Source organism: Paenibacillus sp. BR2-3, assembly GCF_046529485.1.
Lineage (GTDB): Bacteria > Bacillota > Bacilli > Paenibacillales > Paenibacillaceae > Paenibacillus_AQ.
This window is the reverse complement of record NZ_CP126311.1, coordinates 987,841-1,001,535: the sequence shown is the minus strand read 5'-3', so window position 1 is coordinate 1,001,535 and position 13,695 is coordinate 987,841. Positions and strand designations below refer to the sequence as shown.

Annotated in this window: 15 protein-coding genes; 5 read left to right on the top strand and 10 right to left on the bottom strand. The window is 50.8% G+C overall.

Features of this window, described 5'->3' with window-relative positions; genetic code table 11:
* Positions 1-413: 413 nt before the first annotated feature.
* The 6 genes from tsaD to PaeBR_RS04710 form a co-directional block, all read right to left on the bottom strand.
* On the bottom strand, positions 414-1,466 hold the full coding sequence (gene tsaD, locus PaeBR_RS04735; protein ID WP_410513739.1) for a tRNA (adenosine(37)-N6)-threonylcarbamoyltransferase complex transferase subunit TsaD: 1,053 nt from the start codon (positions 1,464-1,466) through the stop codon (positions 414-416).
* 2 nt (positions 1,467-1,468) lie between these two features.
* The gene (gene rimI / locus PaeBR_RS04730) at positions 1,469-1,987 is read right to left on the bottom strand and encodes a ribosomal protein S18-alanine N-acetyltransferase (protein ID WP_410513738.1); all 519 of its coding nucleotides are present in this window, start codon (positions 1,985-1,987) and stop codon (positions 1,469-1,471) included.
* Between the two features lie 2 nt (positions 1,988-1,989).
* Positions 1,990-2,820: a tRNA (adenosine(37)-N6)-threonylcarbamoyltransferase complex dimerization subunit type 1 TsaB gene (tsaB, locus tag PaeBR_RS04725; protein WP_410513737.1), complete on the bottom strand. Its 831-nt coding sequence runs from the start codon at positions 2,818-2,820 to the stop codon at positions 1,990-1,992.
* Position 2,821: 1 nt separating this feature from the next.
* Positions 2,822-3,307, bottom strand: a complete 486-nt coding sequence (gene tsaE / locus PaeBR_RS04720) for a tRNA (adenosine(37)-N6)-threonylcarbamoyltransferase complex ATPase subunit type 1 TsaE (protein ID WP_410513736.1) — start codon at positions 3,305-3,307, stop codon at positions 2,822-2,824.
* 43 nt (positions 3,308-3,350) lie between these two features.
* A complete protein-coding gene (locus PaeBR_RS04715) occupies positions 3,351-4,334 on the bottom strand; it encodes a multidrug resistance efflux transporter family protein (protein ID WP_410513735.1) in 984 nt (327 codons plus the stop codon).
* A 183-nt stretch (positions 4,335-4,517) separates the two neighbouring features.
* Positions 4,518-4,703: an H-type small acid-soluble spore protein gene (locus PaeBR_RS04710; RefSeq protein WP_410513734.1), complete on the bottom strand. Its 186-nt coding sequence runs from the start codon at positions 4,701-4,703 to the stop codon at positions 4,518-4,520.
* A 139-nt stretch (positions 4,704-4,842) separates the two neighbouring features.
* Between PaeBR_RS04710 and PaeBR_RS04705 the strand changes: the two genes are divergently transcribed.
* Genes PaeBR_RS04705 through ligD form a run of 3 tightly spaced genes read left to right on the top strand, consistent with a single transcriptional unit; the run spans position 4,843 to position 7,653 of the window.
* Positions 4,843-5,787: a Ku protein gene (locus tag PaeBR_RS04705; RefSeq protein WP_410513733.1), complete on the top strand. Its 945-nt coding sequence runs from the start codon at positions 4,843-4,845 to the stop codon at positions 5,785-5,787.
* Between the two features lie 12 nt (positions 5,788-5,799).
* A complete protein-coding gene (locus PaeBR_RS04700; protein WP_410513732.1) occupies positions 5,800-6,753 on the top strand; it encodes a DNA ligase in 954 nt (317 codons plus the stop codon).
* 15 nt (positions 6,754-6,768) lie between these two features.
* Positions 6,769-7,653, top strand: coding sequence for a non-homologous end-joining DNA ligase (gene ligD, locus PaeBR_RS04695; RefSeq protein ID WP_410513731.1), 885 nt, complete (start codon positions 6,769-6,771; stop codon positions 7,651-7,653).
* A gap of 162 nt (positions 7,654-7,815) precedes the next feature.
* Here the strand turns inward: ligD and PaeBR_RS04690 are convergent, their stop codons facing one another.
* Together PaeBR_RS04690 and cls are read right to left on the bottom strand one after the other, a co-directional pair.
* Complete coding sequence (locus PaeBR_RS04690) at positions 7,816-8,724, bottom strand: YitT family protein (RefSeq protein ID WP_410513730.1); 909 nt, start codon at positions 8,722-8,724, stop codon at positions 7,816-7,818.
* A 92-nt stretch (positions 8,725-8,816) separates the two neighbouring features.
* Positions 8,817-10,247, bottom strand: coding sequence for a cardiolipin synthase (cls, locus tag PaeBR_RS04685; RefSeq protein ID WP_410513729.1), 1,431 nt, complete (start codon positions 10,245-10,247; stop codon positions 8,817-8,819).
* Positions 10,248-10,472: 225 nt separating this feature from the next.
* Here cls and PaeBR_RS04680 point away from each other — a divergent pair, with 225 nt between their 5' ends.
* Positions 10,473-11,537, top strand: coding sequence for a peptidoglycan DD-metalloendopeptidase family protein (locus PaeBR_RS04680; RefSeq protein WP_410513728.1), 1,065 nt, complete (start codon positions 10,473-10,475; stop codon positions 11,535-11,537).
* A gap of 41 nt (positions 11,538-11,578) precedes the next feature.
* Positions 11,579-11,968, top strand: coding sequence for a bactofilin family protein (locus PaeBR_RS04675; RefSeq protein WP_410513727.1), 390 nt, complete (start codon positions 11,579-11,581; stop codon positions 11,966-11,968).
* Positions 11,969-11,988: 20 nt separating this feature from the next.
* Here PaeBR_RS04675 and PaeBR_RS04670 read toward each other — a convergent pair whose 3' ends face one another.
* Both PaeBR_RS04670 and PaeBR_RS04665 read right to left on the bottom strand, forming a co-directional pair.
* Positions 11,989-12,780, bottom strand: coding sequence for an ABC transporter permease (locus PaeBR_RS04670; protein WP_410513726.1), 792 nt, complete (start codon positions 12,778-12,780; stop codon positions 11,989-11,991).
* Positions 12,773-13,690, bottom strand: coding sequence for an ABC transporter ATP-binding protein (locus PaeBR_RS04665; protein ID WP_410515073.1), 918 nt, complete (start codon positions 13,688-13,690; stop codon positions 12,773-12,775). The genes PaeBR_RS04670 and PaeBR_RS04665 overlap by 8 nt, the downstream gene beginning before the upstream one ends.
* Positions 13,691-13,695 lie beyond the last annotated feature (5 nt).

The following is a 13,695-nucleotide window of genomic DNA, read 5'->3' as shown; positions in this document are numbered from 1 at the left end:
GCTTACAATCCGGATGCACAGTTGGCCATTGCCTGGCATCAGGCTGCGGGGAATGAGCGGAGATCCCCTGCATGCTGCATGGACGGCGCCACAATCTCGCCTCTCTTTCTCCTCCCAAAATTATCTTATCATCACAACCCCAAGAAATGTACACGTTTTCATCCCAATTTCTAGCTGTGAAATTGTACAGCATTGTGATGCCTAGCATCAAAAAAGGCGAAACCCTATCCTGTGCTCTAACACCCGGAAAGGATACGCCATTGATTTGTACATGTGTTTATTGTTATTTCTTAAGGAGCTTAGATCCCTTAATGGGTAGAAATCGCTTGGTTTCCTCTACTTAACGGACAAATAGCGGAACTCCTGTCCGCAATCAGCGCTGCCGTAGAGAATAGGGCTAACGAATAATGTCACTAGCTCGTAACCGACCATTTCTCCAGCGAAAAACCGGGATCAGCAACAATATCAAGCGGGGTACCGCCGTCATGGCGCCATTTCACATAGGCTGCAGCACCAATCATTGCTGCGTTGTCTGTACAATATACCGGCGGTGGGATTATAAGCTCTATGCCTTCAGTCTGGCATCGGTCGGTCAGTGCGGCACGCAGACCTTTATTGGCAGCAACGCCGCCGCAGAGCAGCAGCTGCTTGGCCCCTGAGGTGTGTACGGCACGAACAGCCTTTTCTACAAGCACTTCAACGACCGATTCCTGAAACCCGCGGGCGATTGCGGCCACATCAGGCGTTAAGCCCTTCATCTTGGTCTGGTTCACTACATTCAGCACAGCTGATTTCAGTCCGCTGAAGCTGAAGTCATAGGAGTCAGGCTCCAGCCAGGCACGCGGCAGGGTCACGGATTCTGAAGCTTCCCGGGCCAGACGGTCCACGTGTGGACCGCCGGGATAAGGGAAGCCTAAGGCCCGGGCGACCTTGTCGTAAGCTTCGCCAACAGCATCATCCCGGGTGCGTCCGATAATCCGGAACTTGCCCTCCTGCTCCATAAGGACCAGCTCCGTATGTCCACCGGACACGACCAGTGTCATACAAGGGTATTGCAGTTCAGCCACAAGCCGGTTGGCATAGATATGGCCGGCAATATGATGGGTTCCGATCAGCGGCTTGCACCAGGCCAGTGCAAGACTCTTGGCGGCTACGACCCCGACAAGGAGCGCCCCGACCAGACCCGGCCCCTGGGTAACAGCGATTGCCGCTAACTGCTCCGGTTTAACCCCGGCAGCAGTCATGGCTTCCTCTATAATTAACGTGATAACCTCTACATGCTTACGGGAGGCTACCTCAGGCACAACACCGCCAAAGGCCCGATGAGTCTCAATCTGGCTGGAAATGATGTTGGACAGCACCTCGCAGCCGTCCTTAACGACAGCCACCGCTGTCTCATCGCAGCTTGTCTCAATCGCCAATATATACACAGATTGAGCAGCACCCTTTTCCATATCCGTCTCCATTCCTATTCCACGCTTCCTTCCATAACACCAGGTTCATCGTAAGCCGGCAGATCGGCCCACATAATAAGTGCATCCTCACGGTTATCGGAGTAATAGCCTTTACGCGTACCGGCGGACCGGAACCCTTTTTTACGATATAAATTCTGGGCGATCTCATTAGATACCCGTACTTCGAGGGTGATGGACTTCATACCTAGGTACGAGGCTGTCTTCATCAGCTCTTCCAGCAGCCGTTCTCCCCATTTGCGTCCCCGGTACGCCTCAAGCAGAGCAATATTCGTTACATGGGCTTCGTCTACGATGGCCCACAAGCCCGCATAACCAATAATCCGGTCCTGCAGCTCCATCACCATATATTTGGCAAAATGATTATGCGTCAGTTCATTACGGAACGCTTCTTCCGTCCATGGCATCGTAAAAGCTTCCCGTTCTATGATCAGAATATCAGGAATATCCTCTACCTTCATCAGGCGAAATACAAGCCACTCACTTTGCTCTCTTACTGTATCCGCTTCCGCCATCGTTATTTGACGCCTCCTTCACTGCTCTTGCGCAGATTAGCTTCCGCTTCAGATAACTGGGTATAATTCGGAATCAGGCTATGAATGTCATCACTCGCTTGACCATGCCGTTCTTCTCCCAGAAATCCCGTCCAGCGGCCTTCAAGCTCATAAGGCACAATGCGCAGGCTGGCTATTCCCAACAGCGGAAGCAATGATTCTTCACTCCCGTGCAGCGAAGTCTCTCCTACAAACCAAAGAAGGCGCGGCTTATTTCCGGCAACCTCAGCCTCCTGCAACAGCTCGGCCAAGTGCTGTACCCAGTCCTGCATCAGGCGGATAGCATCGGGAGCAAGCCGCTCAGGGCTGCATCCTCCATCAGAAGCTGCGAATAAAGCCGTATAGGCCTGTCCCCTGCGGGCATCCAGCAGCGGAATAATCCAATCCGGACCGGTACCGTCCTGGTTGGCAGGCCGATCCTGTGCTGTGGTGGAGATGTCTTTCAGACCCGTCATGAATCCGCCCCAAGCCAGCGCATGCAGACTGGATACACCGGCTACGGGAACATTCCAGGCCCAGGCCAGTGTTTTAGCGGCACTAACAGCTATGCGGGTTCCGGTGTACGAGCCCGGCCCGATACCTACGGAGATGCCGCCGAGCATATTTCCAGTGGTGCCCGAAGCCTGCAAAGCCTGCTCTATAATCGGCAGCAAATGAACGGAATGATTCCGCTCGCTGGAGGCGTTGATTTCATGCACTACCCTGTTGTTCTCGGTCACCGCCACACCCAGTGATGCCGTAGAGGTATCCAACGCCAAAAACCGCTTGCGCGGCTCATTCTTTTCATTCGTCATCCTACTTAACCCCATTCCGGATCAGGCTGCGGCAAAGAGCACCATAAGGCTCACCGATGCCGGTCACCGTAATCACGCGTTCTTCCAATTCAACCGTCTCCATATATATGTGTAGGTGCCTTGGAGGCATCAGGTCTGCGATAAGACTGCTCCATTCCACAAGGCAAACCCCTTGTCCGTAAAAATACTCATCCAGCCCCAGCTCGTCTGCTTCCTGAAGCGAAAGCCGATATACATCCATGTGGTACAGCGGCAGAATTCCCTCATACTCCTTAATAATTGTAAAGGTAGGACTGTTTACGGTATCCCGAACGCCCAGATGGCGGGCGAAGCCTTGCGAGAATGCCGTTTTGCCTGCACCCAAATCGCCGTCCAGTCCGATAACTGTGCCGGACACGGAGGCAGCCGCAATCGCTCCTGCCAAAAGCTCTGTATCCGCCGGGCTGTAAGAACGGTAAGTGAAAACCGTTTCGATATTATTTTCCAACTGCAACTACCACCTTTTAACTTATACCCGCCGAATTTCAATACTATATATTATATCGGGATGATTGTCCTACCGCAACAACTGCCGGGGCCGGGCGCCGGGACAACAGGCTGTGCAAAACCATTCCTATACAGATTACGGCAATGCCCGCCCACGATAGCAATGAAGGCGCAGGGGCCGACAATATCAACATTTCTCCGAATAAAGCGAACAGCACCTCGAGCGATTGGGTGGCTTCTACTGCGGCCAAGCCGGTCATACTGCTGCGGACCATATCTGTAGCGCGAAAAAAAAGAACGGTCGCAATGACCCCCGATGACAGGGCTACGATGGCAGATTGCCACAATTGGCCCGGGGAAGGAATACCGGTATCGGCCAGTCCATATGCAGCTACGATCAGCCAGAACGGAAGACTGGCTAAGGTCATCCCCAGAATCCGCTGAAACACATCCAGCTGATCACCGCACAACTCCATCGTCTTGCGGTTTCCGAGCGGGTACGCGAAGGAAGCAATAAGTACCGGAAGAATACCCAGCAGCACCTGACTTGGCGCCAGCGCCTGGGATTGCTCCAGTTGAAGCAGGGCAACACCGGCAAGAATGATCAGAGACATCCCAAGGCCTTTAAAGGGAATTTTCCCGCGCTGGTACAACGGCCCGCCGGGCCCTGCTATCCATTGTCCGAAGAATGGCGCAAGCAGGGAACCGGAGATAATCGTGATCTGCCAGGTCCCCGCAGTCAGCCAGCCCGGCGCATAAGCAGCTGCGAAGCAGATCGGGGCGTAGAAAAGGCCGAAACCGACGGTACCCCACAGCAGCCAGGCTGCCGGACGTTTGACCATAGCGCTTAATAGGGGTCTTAGCTTTCCCCGGCCTGCAACAATGGCCAGCAGAAAGGGCAGCATGAAGAAATACCGCAGGGACGCGCTCCAAGCCCAGCTTCCTCCGGAAAGCTCCATCCGGCGGTTCAATACAAAGGTAACAGCAAAAAATAAAGCCGAACAAACACCGAGCAATATTGGACGCACAACAATCAACTCTTTTCATGAAATGAATTTATCCGTTCAGTTTCCGGGCTTGTTAACCAATATATTGGTTTGCAGTCAGCATCGTCAACCCTTATACAGCAAAAAAAGGCCCTGGCGCATAAGTAACCTGCACAGGTGCCCAATTATAATGAAGTCTATCGACGTATCTCATACGTTTCAACTTTATTGAGTTTGCTCCTCAAGCCGCTCCACGCCGACCGTATGCGTATTCGTCGGACGGGACCCCACCTGTACAGTAGCCAACCCGTTCGCCTTGTCCACTTCCTCAATCCACACCGGCTCCCCGTCCAAATGGACGGCTATCATTTCTTTGGATTCAAAAATATCCTGTGCGCGTTGTACGTCCATCTGCCCATACCCCTCCTTTTATGCTGAATTCGCTTATCACGCTTGGCTTATTTTTCCCCAGGTTTCACAAAAAATGCATCCGGGTAGAAAAATGGCTTTCGCCTCATACTAAGCTTAAAACCTGCAGGAGGTGTCAGTCATGCATACCGTATGGAAAGGGGCCATCAGTTTCGGTCTTGTACATGTTCCGGTCAAAATGTTCTCGGCTACAGAGGATAAGGACATTTCTCTGCGCTATATCCATAAGGAATGTGGGAATCCGCTGTCCTATGTGCGCAAATGCCCTGTATGCGACAAAGAGGTGGCATGGGAAGAAATAGGCAAAGGCTACGAGTATGAAAAAGGAAAATTCATCCTGTTCGATAAAGAAGAGCTAGATCAGCTTACAGAGGAAAGCACCAAGAACATTACCATTCTTGACTTTGTGGATTTGACGGAGATTGATCCGATGTATTTCCAGAAGACCTATTATTTATCTCCCGATCAGGCGGGTACGAATGCATACCGTTTACTTATGGAAGCCATGAGACAGACCGGCAAAATCGGCATAGCCAAAATTTCCATCCGCTCCAAGAGCAGTCTGGCCGCGATTCGGGTGCTGGAGGAATGTCTGGCGATTGAGACTATTTTTTATCCCGATGAGATCCGCCCGGTGTCTCAAGTGCCGAACCTTCCCGAAGCGGGAACAGTGAATGATAAAGAGCTGGATATGGCCAAGCTGCTCATCGCGCAATTATCCACAGCGTTTGAACCGGCCAAATATACCGACGATTACCGCCAGAGGATGCTTGACCTGATTTCCCACAAGATTGCCGGGGAAGAATTCCATATCGTGCCTGCGCGGCAGGAGAGCAACGTTATCGACCTTATGGCGGCTCTACAGGCCAGTATTGAGGCCGTACAACATATTCCTACCGATCCCGGGCCTTCACCGTACGACAGCAAAAGCACCAAGCCCCGTAAGGCGGCATCGGGCAGTGGCGGCAAGAAAGGGACTTCGAAATCAAAGACGGATACTGCTGCTCCTGTAATCACACCCAAGCCTAAACGGCGCAGTGCCAAGAGTAAAGAAACGGTATCTTAGGGGGAAGGGCTTATGAAGCTGCAGCCTGTTACACCCTTTGAGCCGGTCATTACGGAACAGCTTCCTGTCGGTGACTCATGGATTGCCCAGATTAAATGGGACGGCGTACGTATGCTGTCCTATTATGACGGGGTCTCTGCCGAACTGATTAACCGGCGCGGGAATCGCCGCACATTGCAGTATCCGGAGCTCACAGATATCACAGCTTACTGCAAAGCATCCTCCGTCATTCTGGATGGCGAGATTATTGCTCTAAATAGCGGCAAGCCTTCCTTTCATGAGGTCATGCGGCGCGACAGTTTAAGGAAAGAAGCGGCTATCCGGGCGGCGAAAGACCAGATTCAAGTGATGTATATGGTGTTTGATATTCTGTATTGCAACGGCAAGTGGACCCTGGATCAGCCGCTATCGAGCCGCCAGCTGCTTCTTGCGGAAATGCTTCTCCCTCATCCGAATGTCCAACTGGTCCCCAGTTACCAAAATCCCGCAGAACTGCTGAGTGCAGCCCGCACCAACGGATTGGAAGGAATCCTGTGCAAGGACATCTCGAGTACGTACACTCCGGGTGGAAAAGACAAACGCTGGCTCAAGCGAAAGATCATCTCCGATGTCAATGCTGTAGCCGGAGGTGTTACCTTCCGTGATGGCAGGGTAAATGCCTTTCTGCTCGGACTGTATGACGAGGATGGACGACTGCACTATATTGGACATGCAGGCTCCGGAAGATTCAATGTGGAGGAGTGGCGAAAAGTGACCGCCGAAGCCCTGGACCTTGCCACCACAGAATCCATGCCCTTTACTACCCTTCCCCCGCGGTATTCAGGTGCCTTATGGATAAAGCCCCAGTTGGTCTTTAAGGTGCATTTTCTGGAATGGAATTCGTCCGGAACGCTTCGGCAGCCTGTTATTCAAGCTTCAGTGCACATTCCGGCGCAGGAGTGCAGGTTTAAGGGACAAAAAAATTAAAGGAGAGTATCCACTATGCCGGCACCTGTCAAAGGCTCCATTACCGTAAACGGTCAGAGCATCGCTGTTACCAATCCGGACAAGCTGCTGTGGCCGGAGCAGGGCATTACGAAACGGATTTATTTAGAAAAGCTTGCAGCCCTGTCACCCTATTTGCTGCGATACTGCCGGAAGCGGCTGCTGACGGTGATCCGCTATCCGCACGGCGTAGGCGGGATGTCCTTTTATCAGAAAAATGCACCGGACCCGCTTCCCTCCTTCGTTCATACCTATACTCATGACAAGATTACTTATATTGTGCTCGAAGGGCTGCCCGAACTGCTCTGGCTCGGCAATCTCGCTGCCCTGGAGTTTCATCCTTCCCTGCACTATATAGGGAGTGAGCTCCCCTGTGAATGGATGATTGACCTTGATCCCTCCCGCGAGGTGGAGCCGCGTATTATGGAAGCTGCTTCCATCGTTGGCCGGGTCTTAAGCTCACTCGGGTTGACCTCGGTTCCTAAGACCTCAGGAGCTACCGGCGTCCAGATTATCGTTCCGGTAAATCGAGGGGTTACCTTTCAGGGGCTTCGCACCATCGGCCACTTTGTCGGACGTTTCGTCACCGAGAAGCATCCTGATCTGTTCACACTGGAGCGGTTGAAGAAGGAGCGGGGAGATAAAATTTATTTCGACTACCTTCAGCATTTCGGAGGCAAAACATTGGCGGCTCCATACACACCGCGTGCCCGTCCACTGGCAACGGTCTCCACTCCTTTAACCTGGCAGGAAGTTGAAAAGGATGTGGCACCTGCAGACTTCCACCTCCTCAATATTGAGGAGCGGCTGCGCAGTATAGGAGATCTGATTGAAAAGGTGCCGCCCCAGCCGGTAGAAGAACTTATTCTGAGACTAAAATAAGCCCGCAGCATTTAGGATGCTACGGGCTTATCAGGCGTCCAGCTCAGGGACTGAAGGTATTATATATGAGAATACGGTCCACGCTAATTTTCCCGCCGTATTTAGTGCTCTGTTGTCCGTAAATATACCTTCTTTCAGTAGTATAGGGCTTCCGGTGAGTGACTAATGGATGGATCTTTTCTTAAAGCGGCCGCCCTTAACATCATGTATATTGCCAATGGCAATAAAGGCGTCGGAATCCCAATCCTCTACGATGGCTTTAAGCTTCGCCTCTTCAAGACGTGTGATGACTACAAATATTACTTTCTTGTTGTCACCAGAGAATCCGCCTTCGCCTTCCAGATAAGTAACACCGCGTCCCAGACGCTCCGTCAGCGCTTCTCCGATATCACGGAATTTATCACTGATAATCCATACAGACTTCGATTGATCAAGACCCTCAAGCGTTACATCAATCATCTTGAAAGCGATGTAGTAGGCAATAAGTGAGAACATTGCATTATTCCATCCAAACACAAAACCTGCTCCTGACAAAATAAACAGGTTAATAAACATGACTACCTCGCCTACGGAGAAGGGAAGCTTCTTGGCCACCAGAATAGCCACAATCTCCGTACCGTCCAGAGATCCTCCGTAACGTACGACCAATCCGACACCCACACCGAGAATGACACCGCCAAATACTGCAGCAAGCAGCGGTTCAACCGTAATAGGATTTACAGGATGCAGAAGTTGAGTGCCTATAGACATAAGAACAACGGCGAACAAAGTGGATAGAGCAAAGGTCTTGCCGATTTGCTTGTAACCGATGACCAGGAAAGGAAGGTTAAGCAAGGTTAATAAAATACCGAGGGGAATATCAAAAATATGGGACAGCATAATGGAAATTCCCGTGATACCTCCGTCAATCATTTGATTGGGAACGAGGAATATCTCGAGCGCAACGGACATCATGGCTGCCCCGATCACCATCATAATGATCCTTTGAGCCAGTCTGGCCGTCTTCACAGCTCCGGACTTTTGCGGTTTGTTATGTTCCTTTTTAGTAATTATTTGTTGACTCACATTCATAGGACTCCCCCTTCAATTTTAGAATATTTTTTGTAATATACTTTATTATAACATAATTGCACTCTCTTTAATGAGGAATGATACCTTTCCTATCATAAGAGTGGCGAGAGCAGATAGCACAAATTCTCCTTTAGCCTGGTAAATCGGCTCCTGTTCTTGAATTCATGCGGGTCAATAAAATCACTATTCTTCAGATCCTGCTCAAACTCGGCTGCCACCTTGGCAATCCTCTCCGGTTCCATCAGAACCGCTGTCAGTTCAAAATTAGAGTACAAGCTTCTCATATCCAGATTAGCGCTCCCTACCGAGGCTAGCAGCTGATCGATCAGGATGACTTTAGAATGAATAAACCCTTTTTGATATCGATAGAACTTCACGCCCGCATCCTGTAAATCCTCCAGATAGGACAGGGATGCATAATAAACAAGCCAGGTATCCGGCTTTCCCGGGATTAGAACCCGCACATCCACTCCGCGGAGCACTGCACTTTTCAAGGCACGGCAAATGGCGGAATCGGGAATGAAATAGGGCGTCGTAATCCATATCCGGTGCTTGGCCGCACACATCGCTGCAAAATAAAGCTCTTGAGCGGAATCTACTTCCAGGTCCGGTCCGCTTTCCACGATTTGCACCGCTTCCGAACCTTCACAGGAATGTACCGGAAATAAACGGGGATGGCTGAGACGTTCACCGGAGGCCCGCCTCCAGTCCTTGAGAAACACAAACTGAATGAAGTAGACAGCGTCCCCCTCCAGCTGCAAATGGGTGTCCCGCCAATACCCGATTTCGGGATCATGCCCCAAATAATCATCCCCCACATTCATTCCTCCTGTGAAGCCGATGAGCCCGTCAACGATAACAATTTTCCGGTGATTTCGATAACTGGAGCGGCGGTCCAGAAAAGACAGCAGCGGCGGGAGAAAAAAATGAAATTCCACACCTCCTTTTTTCAAAGTATTGATAAACTTGCGGCTTAGGCTATGACTGCCGATCCCGTCGCAAAGAAGGCGCACCTTCACGCCTTGACGTGCTTTTCGGAGCATAACTTCCTTAAATCGCTGACTGATCTTATCCTCGCGAAAAATATAAAATTCAACATGGATATGCTCCTGAGCCGACTCCATGGCTTCCAGCATGGAATCATACGCCTCGATCCCGGTGAATAGAACACGGCTCTGATTCCGGCCTGTAATCGGGTTTTCCGACAGACGGGAGAGCAACAGCAGAAGCTCTCTTTGATTGTCAAATTCCGGGTTGCCGGTTTCTTCCGGTTTCTTCACAATACGACTCCTGCACTCTACATGTTTCCTGATCTCACGGAGCGAGGAGGTCCCTCTCCTTTTAATATTGCGGGCTTGTCTGTAGTCGCTGCCAAAATAATAATAGAAAAGCAATCCCAGCGGAGGACAGCATAGCAGTATGAACAACCAGGCAACGGTTCTTTGCGGACGGCGGAACTCCAGCAGAAAAATGACTACCATTTGTATAATAAAAAGACACAGAATAATCGCGAACGTCTTCATAACGCCTACTCCCCCTATATGAACCTGTGCTTTAGCAGATAAATATAAAATACTCTAGTACAGGTTTTGCCGGAACTCTCTGCCTTTATTCAAGCAAACCATTGTCATGTTCCCTAAAGATATGGAATACATAGAGTAGTAGGATAAAACGGATGAGCCCTCTTGCCAGAAAAGACTTTAAACAACCACACATAGCGGCTCCCCAAGCCGCAGGAAGGAGACGCCATGAAGAGTCAGCAGGATCACAACCAGATTACGCTGCTCGTCGTCCGGGACGCCGGGCGTCCGGTCAGACAGCTTCGGATTTCGAGGCCAATGGCACTCGCCATACCGGCTGCGGCTGCCCTGTCCATCTCCGCCCTAGTAACCTCCATGCACTATCATTCTTCCCAATCCATCACAAGGCTTGAGGCAGAAGCTGAAGCTCTAACCCTTCGCAATCTTCGCATGGAAATACAGGTCGCGGACAAGGAAGAGGCTCTGCAGAATCTGCAAATGGAGGTGACCAATCTCTCTGAGGAGGCGGAGAGCATTAAAGACAAGCTGAAAAGTGTAGGTGAGCTCGAACAGCAGTTGCAGAACCTGATCCGGAAACAAGGCAGCGAAACATCGGAGAAGAGTACCGGGGGGAGTAATGAGGAGTCGGCAAGCCTAAACTCCGGGATCACGACGGGAACTGCGAAACTGGCCATTACCCCACAGGTTGGCGGCGAGTATATCGCAGTACATGAGAATGAAGCTATAACGCTTGTGCAGGAAACAAAGGATGATTTTCAGGAAATCCGCAGTATTCTCGATGAAATGGTCAGCAGTATTTCACTTACCATTTCACAGGCTGAGCGAGCAAGCACACTGCAAGCCAAGACTGAGCTCGTCCAAAAGGCAAAGCTGGCCCCTGCCAGTATGTGGCCGACCCTTTCTAGTGTCATCTCTTCGAGCTTTGGGTATCGTACGGACCCGTTCAAGGGAGCATCCGCATTCCATGCCGGTATCGATATTGCCGGTAACACTGGCGATCCCGTATATGCAGCACAGGATGGAGATGTGATTGCAGTGGACCAGAAGGGCGCCCGTGGTAAATATATTGTAATTAGTCATCCAAATGGACTGGAAACATGGTATATGCATCTCAGCGGCATGAACGTCTCTGTCGGCGACAATGTGAGGAAAGGAGAGAAGATCGGGCGGCTGGGCAATACAGGGCGCAGCACCGGACCACATCTGCACTTTCAGGTCGTTAAACAAAACAAACCCGTAAATCCGTTGAACTATGTTAACCCGGGCTCTTGATACATGAGTTATAGAAACGAAAAGAATAGGAGGAATTATCAATGTGGAAAATAAGGCAGCAGCGTTCCCCGTTCAAGCCGACCGACACTCTCATCGGACATGGTGGCACTCTGGAGGGTAAGGTTCATTGCGATACCAACTTGCGGATTGAGGGAACATTTAGCGGTGAAATTCATTGCAGCGGCACCGTAACGGTTGGTGAACAAGGAATGGTTCGCTCCAGCATTATCGCTGAAGAAATCATTATCGCCGGAAAGGTCTACGGGAACATTTCCGCAGACCGGCAAATTATCATGACGGGTACGGGACAGCTTCATGGCAACCTTTCCACGGGAACTCTCTCCATCATGGAGGGCGGACTGCTGAACGGTTCTGTTGACATGAAGGATAGTCATCTTCTTGAGCCGCAGGACGCAAGGGAAGCAGGGTAAGACCTGACTAGAACTGGTGATTACGCTGCTACATCTCTTTTACGGAAGACAACCCAGGCTATAAACAGGAACAGGACATAATAGACGGCCAGTACTGCAAGGGAAAACCATAGTGTGGCTCCGCCCGGACCGTTGTCCGACAACAGGTAACCCCTTAAATCCATGTGGGTGAAAATCAAATACCGGGCCCATTCGTACCGCTCCGGATTAAAGATCGCAACAATGATATTTTTGGCAAACATAATAAATAACGATAACCCGATAGCCAGCCCACTCGCGCGGAATACACTGGATACCATGAAGGCAAGCGCAGCCGTCAGGAACAGCTCCGTATATCGGCAAAGCAAATCCAAAAAAGAGTATTCCGCCGGGCTCCAGGCAGTTAGTGCGGAAATTCCCTCTCCGGAGGAAGAAGAAGAAAATATATAGGCAGCACCGAAACCGAAAGCAATCAGCACTCCAGTGCTTAGCAGACCGAATAGCACCATGGAAATGTACTTCGAGAGCAATATTTTGGAGCGGCTCCACGGGCGAATCAGCAGAAGCTTGATCGTCCCCGAGGAAAATTCGCCCGCCACGGAGTCCGAAGCCACAACAACAGTGAAGATTGTATTCAGAAAGAAGGCGACACTCACTGTTACTTGAAAGCTGTCCCACAGCCCCATCATTGAAGATTCACTCTTGCTGGTGAAATAATACAGCACCGGGATCAGCGCACTCATTACCGCAAGAAGGATCAGCATAATCCAGGTGCGGACACGGCTGTATATTTTGATATTCTCATTATGTATGAGAGCAGCGAATTCACTCAATGCCTTCACCTCCTGTGATCTCCAAGAATTGATCCTCCAGCGAGCGGGCCAGCGATTTGATACTGTATACTTTTACCCCGCTCTTTACCATTATTGCATTCAGCTCCGCAATTTCCGCGCGCGACGCTTCTACGACAACTCCTCCGTTCTTTAATGCTCCGCGGCCAATCCGTTCAAGCGCAACCTCCGCATTATCAACCTCGAACAAAGTTTCACCGATCGGGACATCCATATTCCCTACCGCTTTGAGCTGTTTTACATCCACCAGCCGCCCGTTCTGAATAATCGCAACACTGTCGCACATCAGTTCCATCTCGGACAGCAGGTGACTGGATACGAAGACCGTTGTCCCTTCCTCCAGGCAAAGACGGCGCAAATAGTCACGGAGCTCGCGTATTCCCTGCGGATCGAGTCCGTTCGTCGGCTCATCCAGAATAAGCAGCTTTGGCCGATGAAGCAGCGCCTGAGCGACACCGAGCCGCTGGCGCATCCCGAGCGAGTATGTCTTCACCTTGTCATGAATCCTTTGCCCAAGTCCAACCAGCTCTACAACTTCATCTATCCGCTGCTTGTTCACCCCTTGCACCATACGCGCATATTGGCGCAGATTCTGGTATCCCGTCAGGTATTTATACATTTCAGGGTTCTCTACAATGGCCCCGATATGTGCAACCGCCTCTTCAAAATGATCTTTAATGCTTCGGCCGCAAATCAAAATGTCTCCGCGGCTGATAGAAATTAGACCAACCATCATACGGATCGTGGTGGTCTTCCCGGCACCGTTCGGACCCAGAAAGCCGAATATTTGACCGGATGGAATGTCCAGCGTTAAATCGCCAACCAGCGTTTTGGAGCCCATTTTTTTCGTAACGCCCTGCAGGCGGGCTACTGGCTCCGTTTCTACTAACATGTTCT